Origin of the sequence: Micromonospora sp. URMC 103, assembly GCF_051386435.1 — a bacterium.
GTDB lineage: Bacteria > Actinomycetota > Actinomycetes > Mycobacteriales > Micromonosporaceae > Micromonospora.
This window is the reverse complement of record NZ_JBPQTR010000003.1, coordinates 239,625-257,654: the sequence shown is the minus strand read 5'-3', so window position 1 is coordinate 257,654 and position 18,030 is coordinate 239,625. Positions and strand designations below refer to the sequence as shown.

Here is an 18,030-nt window from a genome sequence, read left to right as displayed (position 1 = left end):
GGGTGCGAGCGCAGCGAGGAGAGGTCATGACCACCCATCCGGATCCGGTACGGGAGACACCGGAGGCCTTCCCGGCCGCTCCGGCGGAGCCAAGCCCGGCCGCGGCCGTGACGCCGGCTCCCGCGCAGGCGGCCCGGCCCGTCGAGCCGGCCTCCGACACCTGGATCGACGGCGTGGACACCGTGCCGCGCGCCGCCGGCACGCCCGGCGAGCTCCAGCCGTACCCCGAGCTGGGCCTCAAGGACGACGAGTACGACCGGATCCGGCAGATCCTCGGCCGGCGGCCCACCCAGGCCGAACTGGCCATGTACTCGATCATGTGGAGCGAGCACTGCTCCTACAAGTCCAGCAAGGTGCACCTGCGCCAGTTCGGCGAGAAGGCGCCGCCGAGCGACCGGCTGCTCGCCGGCATCGGCGAGAACGCCGGTGTGGTGCGGGTCTCCGACGAGCTCGCCGTGACCTTCAAGGTCGAGTCGCACAACCACCCCAGCTTCGTCGAGCCGTACCAGGGTGCGGCCACCGGCGTGGGCGGCATCGTCCGCGACATCCTCGCGATGGGCGCCCGCCCGGTCGCCGTCATGGACCCGCTGCGCTTCGGCGCCGCGGACCACCCCGACACCGCCCGGGTGCTGCCCGGCGTGGTGGCCGGCGTCGGCGGCTACGGCAACTGCCTCGGCCTGCCCAACATCGGCGGCGAGGTGGTGTTCGACCCCACCTACCAGGGCAACCCGCTGGTCAACGCGCTCTGCCTCGGCGTGCTCCCGGTCGACCGGCTCCAGAAGAAGGAGGCGGCCGGCCCCGGCAACGTGGTCGTGCTCATGGGCGCCAAGACCGGCCGGGACGGCATCGGCGGCGTGTCCGTGCTGGCGAGCGCCACCTTCGACGAGGGCAGCGAGCAGCGCCGCCCGTCGGTGCAGGTCGGCGACCCGTTCATGGAGAAGCTCCTCATCGAGGCGTGCCTCGAGCTGTACGACGCCGAGCTTGTCGTCGGCATCCAGGACCTGGGCGGCGCCGGTCTGACCTGCGCGCTCACCGAGACGGCCGCGGCGGCCGGCACCGGCATGCGGGTCTGGCTGGAGCGGGTCCCGCTGCGTGAGCCCTCGATGGAGCCGCACGAGATCCTGGCCAGCGAGTCGCAGGAGCGGATGCTGCTGGTCGTCGAGCCGGAGAAGCTCGACGCGGTGCTGAAGACCGCCGAGAAGTGGGGCGTCTGGGCCACCGCCATCGGCGAGGTCACCGCGCCCGCGCCGGACGGCCGGCCGGGGCGGCTCGTGATCACGTGGCGTGACCACCTCGTGGTCGACGTGCCGCCGGGCTCGCTGGTCGACGACGGCCCGGTCTACGCCCGCCCGATGCGCGAGCCGGCCGACCTGATCCTGCTCCAGGCCGACCGGGCCGAGACGCTGCCGCGTCCCGCCGATCCGGAGGCGCTGCGCGAGACCGTGCTGCGCATGATCGCCTCGCCGAACCTGGCCGACAAGACCTGGGTCACCGAGCAGTACGACCGGTACGTGCTGGGCAACACCGTGCTCGCCCAGCCGGAGGACTCCGGCGTGATCCGGATCGACGAGCGCACCGGGCTCGGCGTGGCGCTCTCGGTGGACGGCAACGGCCGGTACGCCCGGCTCGACCCGTACCACGGCACGAAGCTGGCGCTGGCCGAGGCGTACCGGAACGTGGCCGTCACCGGCGCGACCCCGATCGCCGTCACCAACTGCCTCAACTTCGGCTCGCCGGAGGATCCGGGCGTCATGTGGCAGTTCGCCGAGGCCGTACGCGGTCTCGCCGACGGCTGCGCCGAGCTGGGCATCCCGGTGACCGGCGGCAACGTGAGCTTCTACAACCAGACGGGCGCCGCGGCGATCCACCCGACCCCGGTGGTCGGCGTGCTCGGCGTGCTGGACAACGTGGCCGAGCGCGTGCCGATGGGCTTCGTGCCGCGGCCGAACGGCGACCACGACCAGCTGTTCCTGCTGGGCGAGACCCACGTCGAGCTGTCCGGCTCCGAGTGGGCGTGGGTGACCCACGAGCACCTCGGCGGCATCCCGCCGCAGGTCGACCTCGCGCGGGAGAAGGCGCTGGGCGACCTGGTCGCGGCGGCGGCCCGGGTCGGCCACCTCAGCTCGGCGCACGACCTCTCCGACGGTGGCCTGGCACAGAGCCTTGTCGAGTCCTGCCTGCGCCGCGGCGTCGGTGCCCGGATCGCGGTGCCGGAGCAGTTCGCGGGCGGCTCGATGCCGTTCGTCTACCTGTTCAGCGAGTCGGCCGGCCGCGCGCTGGTGTCGGTGCCGCGGGGGCACGAGAAGGCGTTCACGGCGCTGTGCGCCGAGCACGGCGTGCCGTACGAGCTGATCGGCGTCACCGACCCGGCCGGCGGCGCGCTCGAGGTGCACGGCCAGTTCCGGATCGGTCTGGACGAGCTGCGCGCCGCGCACACCGCGACCCTGCCGCGGCTCTTCGGCGGTTCGGAGCTGGTCGAGGTGCCGGCTCCGGCGACCGGGGTGGCCGGGGCCGTGGAGGCGGTGCCGCTGCCGGTGGACGAGCCGGCGGCCGAGGTGGCGCCCGTGGACCCGGAGAGCGTCGAGTCGGAGCCCATCGCCTCGGCCGCGCCGGTCGCGCCCGCCGGCCCGGTGACGCCGGTGGACGAGCCGGCGCCGGACGTGGCGGCTCCTCCGCAGGCCGGAGGCGACGGGGCGACCGAGCCCGGGTCCGGTGACACCGAGCAGCCGTCGGCGCCTGACGAGCGCTGAGGCGTTGGCAGCTGCCGTCTACGGCCAACCCGGCTCCGGCGCCCGGTTCGACTGGGGGCTGGCCGGGGCGGCCGAACTGGGCCGGGTCTGCGCCGCGCTGGTGGTGGTGGACGTGCTTTCGTTCACCACCGCCGTCGAGGTCGCCGTGAGCCGGGGGATGCGGGTGCACCCGTTCCCCTGGGGTGAGCAGGCCGCCGACTACGCGAGCCGGGTCGGTGCCACCGTGGCCGTGGGCCGCCGGCAGACCGGCCCGGAGCAGCCGTGGTCGCTGTCGCCGGCGGCGTTGAGCACCGCCCCGGTCGTCGCCGACCTGGTCCTTCCCTCACCCAACGGCTCGGCCATCAGCTCCGCGGCCAGCGCCACCGGCCTGCCGGTGGTGGCGGCCTGCCTGCGCAACGCGGGCGCCGTCGGTCGTTGGCTCCGCGATCAGGGGTACGGCTCGACGGACGCCCCGGTCGGCGTGGTGGCGGCCGGCGAGCGGTGGCCGGACGGCTCGCTGCGGCCGTCGGTCGAGGACCAGCTCGGCGCGGCGAGCGTGCTGGACGCCCTCGCCGGCGTGCCGGGCGGGTTGTCCGTCGAGGCGGCCATGGCGCTCGCCGCGCTGGCCAGCACGCCCGACGTGCCCGCCGCGGTCCGCGGCAGCGTCTCCGGCCGGGAACTCGTCGAGGGCGGCTTCGCCGGGGACGTCGACATCGCGGTACGCCTCGACGTCTCCGACGTGGTCCCGCTGCTGCGCCAGGGCGTCTTCTCCCCCGCCTGATTCCCCTCACCCCGCACTCGTCGCCCGCCGGTCCACCTCCCAGCGTTGATCATGGTTTGCGGCGTCTTCGATCTCCACATCCGCCGTCAAGCTCATGATCATCGCGCAGGGGCGGCCGGGCCGGCGATGGTGAGATGCGGAAGGGGCCGCCCGGCTTGCCGGGCGGCCCCTTCCGTGGTCGTGCGGTGGTTCTCAGTCAGTCGTCCAGCCAGTCAAGGCGGCGACCGCCCCGGTCCTGCTGCGGCCCGGCGCCGTCGCGGCCCCGGCCGCCCTGGTCACCGTAGCCGCCCTGCTGGCCGTACCCGCCCTGGTCGTAGCCACGGTCGTCGTAGCCGCCGCGCTGGGTGGGCTGCTCCTGACCGTAACCGCCCCGCTGGGGGGTGGGTGGCTGCTCCTGGCCGTAGCCGCCCTGCTGACCGTAGCCGCCCTGGTCGTAGCCCTGGTCGTCGTAGCCGCCGCGCTGCGTGGGCGCCTCCTGGCCGTAGCCGCCCGGCTGGCCGTACCCGCCCTGGTCGTAGCCGCCCGGCTGGCCGTAGCCACCGGTCGGCTCCCCGCCCCGGCCGTACGACCCGGGGTCCGGCTGGCCGTAGCCCTGACCCTGGTCCTGCTGGTAGAGCCCGGTGGCGTACGGGTCGGCCGGCGCCGGGTACTGCGTGCTGTCGCCGGTGTACCGGCCGGTCGGCTCGTCGTAGCGCTGCTCGCCGTAGCCCGCGCCGCCCGGGGCCGGCGGGTAGTCCGGCGCCCCGGCCGGGGCGCCGGCGCCGTAGTCGCGGCTGCCGTAACCGCCGCCCGACGACGGAGCGCCGCCGTAACCGCCGCCCGAGGAGGGCGCGCCGCCGTAACCGGCGTCACCGGCGCCGTAGCCGCCGCCCGAGCCCGGAGCGTTCCCGTACCCGCCGTCGGCGCCGTAGCCGCCGCCCGAGGACGGGGAGTTGCCGTAGCCGCCGGCCGCCCCGTAGCCGCCCGGCTCGTCGCCGTAGCCGCCACCGCCGGACCAGCCGCCCGGCCCACCGGCGCCGTACGGCTGCGCGGGCACGCCGTACGGGTCGGGCGGAACGTCGTCGACCACCGGGCGGTGCATCATCGTCGGGGCCTCGCTCAGCGCGGCGCCGCCGACCATCGTCGGGTCGGGCCCGGCACCGGCGCGGTTGACCACGCGGGTCTGGTCGTCGGCGCCCCGGAACGCGCCGCGAGCCCCCGGCACCGCGCCGGCCCCGCCGGCCGGCCCAGCACCCGGAGAGTCGTCACCGGCGTCGTCCGGGCTCTCCTTGCGCTTCATCCAGAGCAGCACGATGGTGCCGACGCCGGCGGCCACGAGCAGGCCGCCGAGCAGGATGATGAGGTACGACCCGAAGCCGCCGCCCGAGTCCTCGCTGGCCGCGTTGGCCGCCGCGGCGCCCTCGGTCGCCTCCGGCGTCTCCTCGGTGGCCTCGTCCTCGGTCGGCTCCTCGCTCGGGAGCGCCTCCTCGGTGGCCGACGGGGTGGCGCTCGGCGTCACCTCGACCTTGATCGCGAGGCTGATCCGCTGGCCCGTGATCGACTGCCCGGCGCTGGCGTTGATCGACTTGGTGGCCACGATGTTGTCGTAGCTCGCGCCGAGGTCGAGCCGTCCGGGTGCGATCGGCTTCTCGGTGGTGCCCGTGAAGCGGAAGTTGCCGCTGCCGTCGCTCGTGGTGCTGAACTGCTTGCCGGTGCTGTCCTGGAGCATCACGACCGCGTTCGGCACGGCCTTGCTGTTCGCCTGGGCGACGACCTTGCCCGAGATCGACCGCACCGTCTGCACCTGCGGCGAGGGAGGCGGCGCCGCCTTGGCGGTGATGTTGACGGTCGTCGAGCCCTGCGCGTCCCCGCCGAGGCCGGGGCCGCTCGCCTTGACGGTGATGCGGGCGGACCCGTTCGACGCGTCGGCGGCCGCCTTGAACTTGGCGGTGTAGGTGCCCTCGGTCACGTTTCCCTGCGAGCATCCTTCGATGCACTGCAGCTTCCCGTTGCTGGAGCTGACGTCGATGTCGACGGGGACCGGCGGGTCGTCCAGTTTGAGGGTGTAGCTGACCCTCGTCTCCCCGCCCGCTTCCACGGTGCCGGGGGAGGCCGAGACGTTGGTGATGCTGGGAGCAGCCAGTGCTGGTGTGGCGGGGAGGGCGAGCAGGGCGCCGGCAACCAGCGCTACGACCACACCGGCCCGCTGCTTCCAGGCACGTCGGTGTGTTGACACGTCCACCGCCTTCCGGGCTGACTTCCCTCACCGGCGGGCGCCGGGCCGGGGATAATCACGGTTCGAATACGCCGTCGGCCACTATGCCTTGTCCGGCTGTCCCTGCGCGACCCAGGGCCAGCGTCGGAGCGCTCCGGCTCGGGTCGTATCGTCCCGTCGTGTCCTCTCCGCACGTAAAGTCCGCCGCCGTCGCGGCGGCGTTGTCGGCGCTCGACGAGGGGCGTACGCCCGATCGTCCGGTCCTCCGGGAGGCGGTCCGGACGCTGTTGGCCGTCCTCGCGGAGCGCGCCCCCGGCCGATCGGTGGAGGTGCGTGTCCCACCATACGGCGCGATCCAGTGCATCCCCGGTCCCCGACACACCCGCGGCACCCCGCCGAATGTGGTGGAAATGGACCCGCAGACGTGGCTCGCGCTGGCCTCGGGACGCCTGGGCTGGGAGGAGGCGGTCACGCAGGGTCGCGTACGGGTGAGTGGTATCCGCGCGGACCTCTCGGCGCATCTTCCGCTCTAGCTGGGCGGACGTCCGCTCGCCGGTAACTACCGGCAGGCGGATCGTGACTTTCTGTATTGACGGGGATTCGCGTACACTGTGAGGCGACAACAGTGGTCCCGGCCGAGACGTGTGGATCCGACCCGTGGTCCCGCCCGGCCAGTCCAGACCCAGCATTGGAGCAGGCAGGTGCCCCGAGGCGACGGCCGGCTGAGCCACGACCTTGATCCCCAGCGACCCGGCCCCCAGGACGCGTGCGGCGTCTTCGGCGTCTGGGCTCCCGGCGAAGAGGTTGCCAATCTGACCTATTTCGGTCTCTACGCACTTCAACACCGGGGCCAGGAGGCCGCCGGGATCGCGGTGAGCGACGGCTCCGGCGTGGTGGTCTACAAGGACCTGGGCCTGGTCGCCCAGGTCTTCGACGAGCCCACCCTCGCCAGCCTGCGCGGGCACGTGGCCATCGGGCACACGCGCTACTCGACGACCGGCGGCTCGACCTGGGAGAACGCCCAGCCGACCCTCCGGTCCACGAGCGCCGGCACGACCATCGCGCTCGCCCACAACGGCAATCTCGTCAACACGGCCGACCTCCAGCGCGAGGTCGCCGAGCGCGGGTTGGCGACCGACGGGGCGACCAACGACACCTCGCTCGTGACCATGCTGCTGGCCAGCCGGCCGGATCTCTCCGTGGAGGCGGCCGCGCTGGAGGTGCTGCCGCAGCTGCGCGGCGCGTTCAGTTTCGTCTTCATGGACGAGTCGACGCTCTACGCGGCGCGGGACGCCCACGGCGTACGCCCGCTGGTGCTCGGCCGGCTCGAGCGCGGGTGGGTCGTCGCGAGCGAGACCGCCGCCCTCGACATCGTGGGCGCGAGCGTGGTCCGCGAGGTCGAGCCGGGCGAGCTCATCGCCATCGACGAGGACGGGCTGCGCTCCACCCGGTTCGTCGTGCCGGAGCCCAAGGGCTGCCTTTTCGAGTACGTCTACATCGCCCGGCCGGACGCCACGATCGCCGGCCGCAACGTCCACGCGGCCCGCGTGCAGATCGGCCGCCAGCTGGCCAAGGAGCACCCCGTCGAGGCCGACCTGGTCATCCCGGTGCCCGAGTCCGGCACCCCGGCGGCGATCGGCTACGCGGAGGAGTCCGGGATCACCTACGGCGCCGGGCTCATGAAGAACCCGTACGTCGGCCGCACCTTCATCCAGCCGTCGCAGACGCTGCGCCAGCTCGGCATCCGGCTGAAGCTCAACCCGCTGCGGGAGAACGTGCGCGGCAAGCGGCTCGTCGTCGTGGACGACTCGATCGTGCGCGGCAACACCCAGCGGGCCATCGTGCGGATGCTGCGCGAGGCGGGCGCCCTCGAGGTGCACGTCCGGATCTCGTCGCCGCCGGTCAAGTGGCCGTGCTTCTACGGCATCGACTTCGCCACCCGGGCGGAACTGCTGGCCAACGGGCTCGACAACGAGGGCGTCCGGCGCTCGATCGGCGCCGACACGCTGGGCTACGTCTCGCTGTCCGGCCTGATCGCCGCGACCGAGCAGCCGAAGACCCGGCTCTGCCGCGCGTGCTTCGATGGGGAGTACCCCATCGAGCTGCCGGCGGGCAACCTGATCGGCAAGCACGTGCTCGAGGGGGTGGGCCGGCGGGTCGCCACCAGCGGCCCGGAGGCCCCGGAGCGCCCCACCCTCCCACTCGTCGCCACTTCGGGCGGCGCGACCGTCCACCGCCCGTAGCACCGCCCCGGGGCGGCCCGGTCACCTCCGGCGCCGCACCCGAGAACCACAAAGGGGAGTACCGTGACGCACGTGTCCGAGCGCAGCGGCGCAGGATCCAGCCCGACCGGCGCCGGCGGTGACCGCCAGCCCTGGACGGCCGGCACCAGTCGCCAGGCGCGCAAACGCTCGGTCTCGTACGCCGACGCCGGGGTGTCCATCGAGGCGGGCGACCGCGCCGTCGAGCTGCTCAAGTCGAAGGTGCGGCAGACCCGGCGCCCGGAGGTGCTCGGCGACCTGGGCGGCTTCGCCGGCCTGTTCCGGCTGGACACGCAGAAGTACAAGAACCCGATCCTCGCGTCCTCGACCGACGGCGTCGGCACCAAGCTGGTGATCGCGCAGCAGATGGACATCCACGACACGGTCGGCATCGACCTGGTCGCCATGGTCGTCGACGACCTGGTGGCGTGTGGCGCGGAGCCGCTGTTCCTGCTCGACTACATCGCCACGGGCGAGGTCGTGCCGGACAAGGTGGCCGAGATCGGCGCGGGCATCGCGGACGGCTGCCGGTACGCCGGCTGCGCGCTGCTCGGTGGCGAGACGGCCGAGCACCCGGGTGTGCTGCGCCCCGACGAGTACGACATCTCGGCGACCGGCGTCGGCGTGGTCGAGGAGAGCGAGATCCTCAGCCCGGAGCGGGTCGAGATCGGCGACGTGGTGATCGCCATGCGCTCCTCGGGCCTGCACTCCAACGGCTACTCGCTGGTCCGGCACGTGCTGCTCGGCGCGGGGCGCATGCGGCTCGACGTGGTGATCGACGACTTCGGCCGGCAGCGCACCCTCGGTGAGGAGCTGCTCACGCCGACGAAGATCTACGCGCAGGACTGCCTCAAGCTGATCGCCGAGGCCGAGGTGCGGGCGCTGGCCCACGTCACCGGCGGCGGCATTCCCGGCAACCTCGTGCGGGTCCTGCCCGAGCACGTCGACGCCGTGGTCAACCGGTCCACCTGGCGGCCGCAGCCGGTCTTCGACCTCATCCAGTCCAAGGGCCGGATCGAGGACCCGGAGATGGAGGCGACGTTCAACATGGGCGTCGGCATGTTCGCCATCGTCTCGGCGGAGGACGCGGACCGCGCGCTGGCCACGCTCACCGGCCGGGGTGTCGAGGCGTGGCAGGCCGGCGAGATCATCGAGGGTTCGGGGAACGTTCAGATGATCGGCCAGCACACCCGCGGCTGATCACGCTGCGCTGATCGTACGAGCACCTGATCGGGGGTTCACCCGAGTAGCCGAAGCCGCCTAGCCTGAAGGGCACCCTCAGGCGCGGCAAGGGAGGGCAATGGCTGCTCGGGGACAGTCGTTCAGCGGGATGCGTGGCGTGGCCGCGGTTCCGTCGTACGTCGTGATGCAGCCCACCACCCTCTGCAACCTCGACTGTGCGTACTGCTATCTGCCGTTGCGGGCCGCGGACCGGCGGATGCCGGTGGCGGTGGCGGAGGCGGTGGCCGCCTCGGTGAACACCTGGGCGGCGTCGGGGCGGTTCTCGGTGGTGTGGCACGGCGGTGAGCCGCTCGCGGCCGGCCGGGAGCACCTGGCCGCCCTGATGGCGCCGTTCGCGCCCGAGGTCGAGCACCACGTGCAGACCAACGCGACGCTCATCGACGACGCGTGGTGCGACTTCTTCGCCGAGCACCGGATGCGGGTGAGCGTGAGCGTGGACGGGCCGCGGGACCGCAACGGTGACCGGGTCACGCGGGCTGGGCGTCCGGCGTACGACCGGATCGTCCGCGGCGTCGCCGCGCTGCGCCGGCGCGAGTTGCCGTTCTCCGCTCTCGCCGTGGTGTCCCGGCCGCGGCCCGGGCTCGCGGCCGAGCTGTACGACTACTTCCTCGACCTGGGGTGCGACGTGCTCGGGGTCAACATCGAGGAGACCGAGGGGGTCAACACCCGCGACAACGCCCACGCTCCGGCCGACGTGACGGCCTTCTGGGCCGAGCTCGTGGCGGCGTGGCGGCGGGATCCCCGGATCCATCTGCGGGAGGTCGAGTGGTCGTTGCGGTACGCCGCGGCGGTCCTCGACGACGTGGCGGACGACGTGCTGCCCCGGCAGCTCGACCCGATCCCCACGATCGGGCACGACGGCTCGGTCACCGTGCTCTCGCCGGAGCTGGCCGGCTTCACCGATCCCCGGTACGGCGACTTCAGCAGCGGCAACGTGCTGGAGTCGCCGCTGGCCGAGATCCTGGCCGGGGCGGCGCGGACGGGCTGGGTGGGCGAGTTCCTGGCCGGGGTCGAGGCGTGCCGGGCGACCTGCCCGTACTTCGGCTTCTGCGGGGGTGGTCACGCCGCCAACCGCTACTTCGAGTTGGGGCGTTTCGACGGTACGGAAACCGAGCACTGCCGCAACAGCAAGATCCGCCTATTGGAGGGAGTGTTGGAGCATGCCCGAGACCACGAGTCACCGGCAGCCTGAGCGCACGGAAGGCATCGCGCCGGCCGCGGTCGCCGAGCGGGTGCGGGACGCCGCCCCGGGGCTTCTCGCTCTGCTGCGCGAGGCCGAGGCCGCGCGCCAGCGCCGGGCGGAGGTCGCGGGCGGAAATGGCGAGGGCGCGGTGTGCGCCTGGAACCACTTCGAGAACATTCCGACGTTCTACAACTGGAACAATCGGCCGCGCTGACGGTGCGGCACCGGGGTCAGGGGTCCTGCGGCGCGTGGCGCCCGGCAGGGCCCCTGACCGTCGGTCGGTAGGCCACTCCCGGCGGGCACATGCGTGAGCACGCGGGACTCACCGCGTGCTCAGATGTGACCGGGGTCAGCGGGTGGGACGGACCCAGGTGTCCGGGTCGTCGTCCGCGTGGTCCTCGTCATCGTCGTCGACATACTCTTTGTAGTCGTCGTCGAAGTCGTGGCTCGACTTGCCGCCTCCGCCGAGTTCTCGCTGCAAGGCGGCGAGGTCGGTGTTCGGGGAGTGGTACTTCAACTCCCGGGCCACCTTTGTCTGCTTGGCCTTAGCACGGCCGCGCCCCATGGCTCGACCCCCTCGCACAGAATGCGGGGCAGCCCGAAGGCGGGCCCCGATGACGTCAGGCATCTCTCGTGGCTCTTACGGTACATGGGGATGCCATCGTTCGGCACCTCGGGTTACCGTCGGCCGCCACCGCGCGTCGCGGTGGTCTGGCCGTCACCCAGTGTACCGGGTAAGGAGCGGAACCGTGAGCACCCGTGACACCGGGCGAAACGGCACGAACTGATCCCATCTCCAGCTTAACGGCCCGTCGACCCGGCGGGCGGGCCCGGGAGCGGATCCGCGCGGACCGCTCCCGGGGTGCCGGATCAGCGCAGGTGGATGGTGCGCAGGCGGCCGACGTCGGCCATCCGCCGCTCGGCCAGCCGGTCGGCGGCCACCGCCGGCGGGACGCCCTCGGCGTCGGCGAGCTGGAGGATCTCGCGGGTCGTGTCGTAGATCTTGGTGGCGCGCAGCTTCGCCCGCTCGAAGTTGAAGCCCTCGATCTCGTCCGCGACCTGGATCACGCCACCGGCGTTCACCACGTAGTCGGGCGCGTAGAGGATGCCCCGGTCGGCCAGCAGCTTCTCGATGCCGGGGTGCGCGAGCTGGTTGTTGGCCGCGCCGGCCACCACCTTCGCCCGCAGCGCGGGCACGCTGTCGTCGTTCAGGGCGCCACCGAGGGCGCAGGGGGCGTACACGTCGATGTCCGAGCCGACCAGCAGGGCGACGTCGTCGACCAGGGAGACCTGCGGGTGGGTCGTACGCGCCCACTCCAGCGCCCGCGGGTCGACGTCCGTGGCCACGACCTCGGCGCCGTCGTCGAGCAGGTGCGCCACCAGGTACTTGCCGACCTTGCCCAGCCCGGCCACACCGACCCGCCGGCCGTGCAGCGTCGGCACGCCCCAGACGTGCTCGGCGGCGGCCCGCATGCCCTGAAACACACCCCAGGCGGTCAGGATCGAGGAGTCGCCCGCGCCGCCGTGCTCCACGCTGCGGCCGGTGACGTAGCTGGTCTCCCGGGCGATCACGTCCATGTCCGCCACGTAGGTGCCGACGTCGCAGGCCGTGTAGTAGCGGCCCGACAGCGACTCCACGAAGCGGCCGTACGCGCGCAGCAGCGCCTCGGTCTTGATCTGCTCCGGGTCGCCCCAGATGACCGCCTTGCCGCCGCCCAGGTCCAGCCCCGCGAGAGCGTTCTTGTACGCCATGCCCCGGGACAGGTCGAGCACGTCGGCGAGCGCCGCCTCCTCGCTGTCGTACGGGTAGAAGCGGGTGCCGCCGAGCGCCGGGCCCAGCGCGGTGGAGTAGATCCCGATGATCGCCTTCAGACCGGTCTGCTTGTCCTGGCAGAAGACGACCTGTTCGTGGCCGGTCGATCCGGGGTCGTCGGTGCTGGCGAATACGCCCATGGCTGGCTCCTGGTGTCGGTGTGTCCTTGTGGGACGAGGCCTGACGGACGCCGGCGGGGATGCTGCCGGTGACGTCGAGCCTAGTATCGGCCGCCGGGAGGCCGCCGACCCCGGCACGCGTGGTGGCGGGCGCTGGCGGCGACGGGCCGGCGTTTCGTGGGAGGATCGCGCCGTGCCGTCGCTCTTCGCTTCATACCTGCGCGTGTACGAGCCGCTGACCGCCTTCGACCGGGAGCGCCAGTCGTACTGGCGGCGCTACGTGTCGGAGGGGCGGGCGGTCGCTCCGATGGAGGGGCCGGGCCGGCAGCGGACGGCGGTGATCGAGGCGCTCGGCGCCGGCTGGACGCGCCTGCCGGACCTGCCGGAGGAGGCGTACGTCCTGGAGACGGACGACACGCTGCTGGTCTGCCCGTGGAACCTGCGGATCCGGGTGGCCGAGGCGGCGTTGAGCGCCCGGGACGGCGTGCCCTCGGTGCTCGCCGACGCCTTCGTGCCCCCGGTGCTCGCCGGCCAGGCCAAGGCGGTCGTCGACGACTGGCGCAGCGGCGCCCGGGTCCTGGAGCACGGCGTTCCCCGGCTGCACGAGCAGATCGCCACGTGGGGCGTCCCGCTGCGCTGGTTCGTCCTCTTCGACCCGGAGGAGCGGGATCTGGTCACCCGGCCGGGGCGGCGGGCGTTGCGCTACCGAACGGAGATCTCGAAGGCCCGGCGGCGCTCCTCCCGGGCGCTCGCGGTGCTGCGCAAGTCGGTCGGCGAGGCGCCGATCACGGAGGCCGTCGAGGAGGCCGCGCGCTGGCTCGAGGAGTTCCACCCGCGGTCGGTGGTCGAACTCGACTACGGGGGCCTGGTGGAGCTGCTGCCTGACGAGACGCTCGCCGCGGACGACTCGCCCGAGCTGGTGGCGACGGGCCTGGCGGGGCTGTCCAACGGGGAGGCCGAGGAGGCGTCGGCCGCGTACGACAAGCTCGTGGCGCGGTGGCGGGCCGTGCAGTTGCTGGAACGCTGCAACTAGGACATTCCGCCCGATCGAGCGCTCCCAAGCCGAGGAGTGCTCGTAGTCGACGCTTCACGAACCGTGATCATGAGTCCGAATAAGGTACTTTCTGCCGTGTAAAAGTCGCATAAATCGGGCATGGTTCATCCGTCCGTCTAGGGACGTTCGGCCGTTCGGCCCATGTCGGACATCGGGGACTAGCCGGACCATGGGAGACGCGTCGGCCGGCGGGACCCCGGCCGATGTCTATACATGTGGAGGAGTGACCGATGGCATCGCGAACGCACGAACCAGAGCCGCTACTCACGCCGGCCGAGGTGGCGTCGATGTTCCGTGTCGACCCGAAGACGGTGACCCGGTGGGCCAAGGCGGGCAAGCTGTCCGCCATCCGCACCCTCGGTGGTCACCGCCGGTACCGCGAGTCGGAGGTCAGGGCCCTGCTGCAGGGGCAGATCCCCCAGCAGCGCCAGGGGGACTGAAAGCCGGCACCACGTTTTTCCGGAAATCAGGGCGGTGGGCTTCGGCCCGCCGCCCTGATTTCATGTCCGCCCCTCCGTCAGCGTGATCCGGATGCCGACCGTGCCGCCCTCGCCCCGCCGCAACCGGCTCCCCAGCAGGGTGAGACGACCGAACACCCGGTACTTGTGTTTGATGAGCCCCCGGATCCGGCGGCTGCCCGCCAGGTCGTACAGCGACGCGCGGGCGGGCAGCGCCGCACCGTGCGGGCGGCCGCGGACGTCGCAGGGCGCGACGGTCACCTCGCCGTTGTTGCGGATCCGCTTCACCTTGCCCGAGTCGGCAGCCGTCCAGACCGCCAGCCCGTCACCGTCGCGGACCGCCCACACGGGCGTCGAAACCGCCCGACCGTCCCTACGGAAGGTCGTCAGCAGGATGTACTTCTCCGCCGACAGGCGGTCCAGCGCGGCCACGCCGCCAGGATACGGCCGCGGGGCTGACTGACCGGCCAGTAGCGCAAACCCCGCACCGGCGTGGCGCGGACGGCGTCTCCGGCGGTTGACCTGCGGCAACGTTTCGCGGCGGCGCAGCGCCGCGGCGCGGGGTCGATGTGGAGGCCCCGCGCCGGGTCGAACACTCCCGTTCCCGTGGGAGCGCCGCTCTCAGACCTGAACGGTCGGCGGAAGCTGCTCGGGGGGCATACCGCCGTCGCCGTCGACCACCTCGTCGGGCGTCCCGTCCTCGTCGAGGTCGACCATCGTGACGTCCACCTTGCCGTCGTGGTCGGTGTCGAACTGGAACAGGTCGGCCTTGCCGTCGCCGTCGGTGTCCACCACCCACACGTCGGTCCGGCCGTCGTTGTTGGTGTCCGCGCGCAGCAGGTCGATCCGCTCGTCGCCGCGGGTCTCCACCGTCTCCGCCTCCGAGACGCTCTCCGGTGCCTGGCTCATGTCGACTGGTCCTTCCCTCGGTTGACCGCCGTCTGTACCCGATCCGCCGCGCCCCCACGCGTGGTGCCGCCGTGGCGGCTCTTAGGGTCGCACCATGAGCGAGTGGAGCGGACCGTCGGGCGCGGGTGACCCCCGCGTCGCGGCCGGGCGCAGCGGGGAGGCGTGGTGAGCGATCGGTTCGTCGTGGTCGGGGCCGGCACGATGGGGCTCGGCATCGCGTACGTGGCGGCGGGCAGCGGGCACGCCGTCGAACTGGTGGAGGTCGACCCGGAGCGGGGCGCCGCGGCGCTGACGCGGCTGGGCGAGCTGTGGGACCGGGCGGTGGGCCGCGGCAAACTGACCGCCGACGAGGCCGCGGCCAGCCGGGAGCGGGTGACGCTCCGCGCTGCGCTGACCGACGTCGCCGCGGGGCCCGACGTCGTGGTGGAGGCGGTGCCGGAGCGGCTCGACCTCAAGCGCGCGGTGCTGCGCGAGGCCGAGGCGCTGGGCCCGACGATGCTGGGCAGCAACACGTCCAGCATCCCGATCGGCGAGCTGGCGGCCGGCCTGGCGCGGCCCGAGCGCTTCCTCGGGCTGCACTTCTTCAACCCCGTGTGGGCGATGGCGCTGCTCGAGATCGTGGTGGGCCCGGCCACCGCCGAGGAGACCACCACGGCGGCCGTCGCGCTCGCGGCCCGTCTCGGCAAGGACCCCGTCGTCGTACGCGACATGCCGGGCTTCGCCACCTCCCGGCTCGGCGTCACGCTCGGACTGGAGGCGATCCGGATGGTCGCCGACGGGGTGGCCAGCCCCGCCGACATCGACAAGGCCATGGTGCTGGGCTACCGGCACCCGGTGGGGCCGCTGGAGCTGACCGACCTCGTGGGACTGGACGTCCGGCTCGACATCGCCCGTACCCTCCAGGCCGCGTACGGCGAGCGTTTCGCGCCGCCGCCGCTGCTCGAGGAGATGGTGGCCGCCGGCCGGCTCGGCAAGAAGTCCGGGCAGGGCTTCTACACCTGGACGGACGGGGTGCGGTCGTGAGCGGACTGCGGGTCGAGGAGCACCCGGACCGGCTCGTGGTCACGCTGGACCGGCCGGAGAAGCGCAACGCCATCGACGCCGACCTGGTCGCCGAGCTGCACGCGGTCTGCGCGGAGCTGGAGGCCCGGCCCCGCCTGCTGCTGCTCACCGGCGGGGCGGACGGCATCTTCGCGGGTGGCGCCGACATCGGTCAGCTCCGCGAGCGGGGTCGCCTGGACGCCCTCGCCGCCATCAACTCGGCCGCGTTCGCGCGGATCCGGGCGCTCCCCATGCCCAGCGTCGCCGCCGTCGACGGCCCGGCGCTCGGCGGTGGCGCCGAGCTGGCGTACGCCTGCGACCTGCGGGTCTGCACGGAGCGCGCGGTGTTCGGCCAGCCCGAGGTGCGGCTGGGCATCCTGGCCGGCGCCGGCGCGACCCACCGGCTTCCCGCGCTCGTCGGCGAGGCCCGCGCCAAGGAGCTGCTGTTCACGGGCCGGCGGGTGGACGCCGCCGAGGCGCTGCGGATCGGGCTCGTCAACCGGGTGGTGGCCGAGCCGGGCGACCTACTGCCGACCGCGCACGGCCTGCTCGACGAGATGGCCAAGGGCTCGGCCCTCGCTCTGCGGCTGACCAAGCTCGCCGTGGACGCCCCGGCGGCCGCCCACCCTCACCTCGACCTGGTCAGCCAGGCGGTGCTCTTCGAGGACGAGGAGAAGCGCCGCCGGATGACCGAGTTCCTCGACCGGCGGCGCAACCGCTGACCCGGGCGGCGCCGCGGACGGAAACGGCCGCACCGGTGTCCCGGTGCGGCCGTTTCCGTCGCTGGCAGCGGCGCTGGGTCAGTGGCGGATCTCCACGCCGGCCTCCGCGAGCGCCCGGATCACCTGGGCCGACTCGGCGAAGCCGATCACCAGGACGGCGTCCGCGCCGAAGTCCTTGATCTCCTTGGCGCCGTCGCCGAAGTCGACAGGCGGGTCCGACGGACCCTCCGGCGGGTCGTAGGTCAGCAGCTTGAGCCGGTCGGCCGTGATGCCGGCCTTCTCCAGCTCGCCCTTCACCACGGCCTGGAGGCCCTCGCCGTAGGAGTCCTTGCGCGCCACGATCGCGATCCGCTGCGAGCCGTCGCGGAGGATCACGTCGGCCAGCGCCCGGCCCTGGAGGCTGTCCGGCGGGGCGGTGCGGAAGTAGAGGCCCTTGTCGTCGGCCGTGGTGAGGCCGTCGTCGGTGTTCGACGGGGAGAAGAGGATCCGGCCCGCCTTCACGACGTCGGGCAGCACCGCGAGGGAGATGCCCGAGCTGGCGGCGCCGATGATGACGTCCACCCCGCCGTCGACCTGCCGCGCGACGGTTGCCTTCGCCACCGCGGGGCTGGTGCCGTCGTCGCCGTCGACCCAGGTCACCGGGTCGCCGAGGACGCCGCCGGCCGCGTTGATCTCCTTGATGGCGAGCGCGGCGCCGGCCGCCATCGGCGGGTACGCGAGGGCCAGGTCACCGGTCTTGGGCAGCAGGCCGCCGATGATCAGCGGCGAGCCGTCCTCGCGGTCGGCGGCGCCGGTGGGCTGCTTCCGCCCCTTCGGCGGGGTCTTCGTGCTCGCGGCGGACTCGTCGCCGGCGCCCACGAACTCGGTCTTGCCGTCGTTGAGCTGCTGGCCGTCGAAATGCAGGGTCGCGTAGCTCGCGGTGGCCGGCTCGCCGGCGTCGGTGAAGCCGGCGCGGGTCAGCGAGACACTGCGGTACTCGATGTCCTGCCCGTTCCGCGCCAGGGTGAGGCAGGTGGCGATGTCCTCGCAGCGCTGCCCGCCGTTGGTCACGCCGACGATCTGCTTGGCGATCGCCGCGGGCTGGGTGTTGCCCGCCAGTTGCGCGGCGAGCGCGCTGATGGCGACGGCGTCGTACGTCTCCGCCGCGTACAGGTAGTCGGTCAGCTTCGCATCGACGGACCGTAGCCGATTCTTGAAGTCCTCGGGCAGCGGCGTCAGCGGCGTCGTGCCCTTCATGCCGTCGACGAGGTCGGCGCGATCCTTCAACTCCGCGGGGAAGGAGTTGAGCATGTTGCCGTCGGTCCCGTAGAGGCGCGCCTGTTGGGCGGTCGCCTCCTCGGGCTTGTCAGTCCCGCAGGCGCTGGTGGCGAGCAGGAACGTGGCGCAGGCGGCCAGTGTGGCCATCCGCGAGCCGCGTGATTCGAGCATGGTCGTCCTTCCATCGGCGAAGGTCCGCTGCGCACGATAGCGTGCCGCCGCCGGGCGCGGGACCGTGGAGCCTGCTCACTCCGCAGGTCGCCCGCA

16 protein-coding genes and 1 pseudogene are annotated in these 18,030 nt (G+C 73.0%); 11 read left to right on the top strand and 6 right to left on the bottom strand.

Translation table 11 applies throughout. The annotated features are described in order from the left end of the window. Nucleotides 1-26: 26 nt before the first annotated feature. Together purL and ACSNOA_RS01565 are read left to right on the top strand one after the other, a co-directional pair. A complete protein-coding gene (purL, locus tag ACSNOA_RS01570; RefSeq protein ID WP_436655443.1) occupies nt 27-2,750 on the top strand; it encodes a phosphoribosylformylglycinamidine synthase subunit PurL in 2,724 nt (907 codons plus the stop codon). Between the two features lie 4 nt (nt 2,751-2,754). Beyond that, complete coding sequence (locus ACSNOA_RS01565; protein ID WP_436655441.1) at nt 2,755-3,510, top strand: 2-phosphosulfolactate phosphatase; 756 nt, start codon at nt 2,755-2,757, stop codon at nt 3,508-3,510. 196 nt (nt 3,511-3,706) lie between these two features. On the opposite strand, the pseudogene ACSNOA_RS01560 reads toward ACSNOA_RS01565, so the two are convergent. Continuing rightward, nucleotides 3,707-5,756: pseudogene (locus ACSNOA_RS01560) on the bottom strand (carboxypeptidase-like regulatory domain-containing protein). Nucleotides 5,757-5,883: 127 nt separating this feature from the next. Between ACSNOA_RS01560 and ACSNOA_RS01555 the strand changes: the two are divergent. From ACSNOA_RS01555 to amcA, 5 genes are all read left to right on the top strand, one after another. Further along, nucleotides 5,884-6,237, top strand: coding sequence for a sterol carrier family protein (locus ACSNOA_RS01555; protein WP_436655439.1), 354 nt, complete (start codon nt 5,884-5,886; stop codon nt 6,235-6,237). A 168-nt stretch (nt 6,238-6,405) separates the two neighbouring features. Continuing rightward, nucleotides 6,406-7,947, top strand: coding sequence for an amidophosphoribosyltransferase (gene purF, locus ACSNOA_RS01550; protein WP_436655437.1), 1,542 nt, complete (start codon nt 6,406-6,408; stop codon nt 7,945-7,947). 63 nt (nt 7,948-8,010) lie between these two features. Continuing rightward, nucleotides 8,011-9,165 (top strand): phosphoribosylformylglycinamidine cyclo-ligase, encoded by a 1,155-nt coding sequence (gene purM / locus ACSNOA_RS01545; RefSeq protein WP_436655435.1) that lies wholly within the window; start codon nt 8,011-8,013, stop codon nt 9,163-9,165. 130 nt (nt 9,166-9,295) lie between these two features. Beyond that, nucleotides 9,296-10,399, top strand: coding sequence for a cyclophane-forming radical SAM peptide maturase AmcB (amcB, locus tag ACSNOA_RS01540; protein WP_436656180.1), 1,104 nt, complete (start codon nt 9,296-9,298; stop codon nt 10,397-10,399). Continuing rightward, entirely contained in the window at nt 10,368-10,604 is a 237-nt protein-coding gene (gene amcA, locus ACSNOA_RS01535; RefSeq protein ID WP_436655433.1) for a multiple cyclophane-containing RiPP AmcA, read from the top strand. Before amcB ends, amcA begins: the two co-directional genes overlap by 32 nt. A 135-nt stretch (nt 10,605-10,739) precedes the next feature. On the opposite strand, the gene ACSNOA_RS01530 is transcribed toward amcA, so the two are convergent. Both ACSNOA_RS01530 and ACSNOA_RS01525 read right to left on the bottom strand, forming a co-directional pair. Beyond that, complete coding sequence (locus tag ACSNOA_RS01530) at nt 10,740-10,955, bottom strand: DUF3073 domain-containing protein (protein WP_120779080.1); 216 nt, start codon at nt 10,953-10,955, stop codon at nt 10,740-10,742. Between the two features lie 305 nt (nt 10,956-11,260). After that, nucleotides 11,261-12,343, bottom strand: a complete 1,083-nt coding sequence (locus tag ACSNOA_RS01525; RefSeq protein ID WP_436655431.1) for a Glu/Leu/Phe/Val family dehydrogenase — start codon at nt 12,341-12,343, stop codon at nt 11,261-11,263. Between the two features lie 172 nt (nt 12,344-12,515). On the opposite strand from ACSNOA_RS01525, the gene ACSNOA_RS01520 reads away from it, so the two are divergent. After that, on the top strand, nt 12,516-13,355 hold the full coding sequence (locus ACSNOA_RS01520) for a hypothetical protein (RefSeq protein ID WP_436655429.1): 840 nt from the start codon (nt 12,516-12,518) through the stop codon (nt 13,353-13,355). 251 nt (nt 13,356-13,606) lie between these two features. After that, nucleotides 13,607-13,816 (top strand): BldC family transcriptional regulator, encoded by a 210-nt coding sequence (locus ACSNOA_RS01515; RefSeq protein ID WP_007073996.1) that lies wholly within the window; start codon nt 13,607-13,609, stop codon nt 13,814-13,816. A gap of 60 nt (nt 13,817-13,876) precedes the next feature. Here ACSNOA_RS01515 and ACSNOA_RS01510 read toward each other — a convergent pair whose 3' ends face one another. Then, nucleotides 13,877-14,266, bottom strand: coding sequence for a PPOX class F420-dependent oxidoreductase (locus tag ACSNOA_RS01510; protein WP_436655426.1), 390 nt, complete (start codon nt 14,264-14,266; stop codon nt 13,877-13,879). Between the two features lie 189 nt (nt 14,267-14,455). Further along, entirely contained in the window at nt 14,456-14,743 is a 288-nt protein-coding gene (locus ACSNOA_RS01505) for a hypothetical protein (RefSeq protein WP_436655424.1), read from the bottom strand. A gap of 165 nt (nt 14,744-14,908) precedes the next feature. On the opposite strand from ACSNOA_RS01505, the gene ACSNOA_RS01500 reads away from it, so the two are divergent. Together ACSNOA_RS01500 and ACSNOA_RS01495 are read left to right on the top strand one after the other, a co-directional pair. Continuing rightward, entirely contained in the window at nt 14,909-15,766 is an 858-nt protein-coding gene (locus ACSNOA_RS01500) for a 3-hydroxyacyl-CoA dehydrogenase family protein (protein WP_436655422.1), read from the top strand. Beyond that, nucleotides 15,763-16,506 (top strand): enoyl-CoA hydratase/isomerase family protein, encoded by a 744-nt coding sequence (locus ACSNOA_RS01495; protein WP_436655420.1) that lies wholly within the window; start codon nt 15,763-15,765, stop codon nt 16,504-16,506. The genes ACSNOA_RS01500 and ACSNOA_RS01495 overlap by 4 nt, the downstream gene beginning before the upstream one ends. Before the next feature lie 78 nt (nt 16,507-16,584). On the opposite strand, the gene ACSNOA_RS01490 is transcribed toward ACSNOA_RS01495, so the two are convergent. Beyond that, on the bottom strand, nt 16,585-17,934 hold the full coding sequence (locus tag ACSNOA_RS01490) for an ABC transporter substrate-binding protein (protein ID WP_436655418.1): 1,350 nt from the start codon (nt 17,932-17,934) through the stop codon (nt 16,585-16,587). Nucleotides 17,935-18,030: the final 96 nt, after the last annotated feature.

Bases quoted from the DNA above. Each gene is read 5' to 3' on its own strand.
- ACSNOA_RS01515 (WP_007073996.1), top strand. From the start codon at position 13,607: ATGGCATCGCGAACGCACGAACCAGAGCCGCTACTCACGCCGGCCGAG.
- purL (WP_436655443.1), top strand. From the start codon at position 27: ATGACCACCCATCCGGATCCGGTACGGGAGACACCGGAGGCCTTCCCG.
- amcA (WP_436655433.1), top strand. From the start codon at position 10,368: ATGCCCGAGACCACGAGTCACCGGCAGCCTGAGCGCACGGAAGGCATC.
- ACSNOA_RS01525 (WP_436655431.1), bottom strand. From the start codon at position 12,343: ATGGGCGTATTCGCCAGCACCGACGACCCCGGATCGACCGGCCACGAA.
- amcB (WP_436656180.1), top strand. From the start codon at position 9,296: ATGCGTGGCGTGGCCGCGGTTCCGTCGTACGTCGTGATGCAGCCCACC.
- ACSNOA_RS01530 (WP_120779080.1), bottom strand. From the start codon at position 10,955: ATGGGGCGCGGCCGTGCTAAGGCCAAGCAGACAAAGGTGGCCCGGGAG.
- ACSNOA_RS01490 (WP_436655418.1), bottom strand. From the start codon at position 17,934: ATGCTCGAATCACGCGGCTCGCGGATGGCCACACTGGCCGCCTGCGCC.
- ACSNOA_RS01505 (WP_436655424.1), bottom strand. From the start codon at position 14,743: ATGAGCCAGGCACCGGAGAGCGTCTCGGAGGCGGAGACGGTGGAGACC.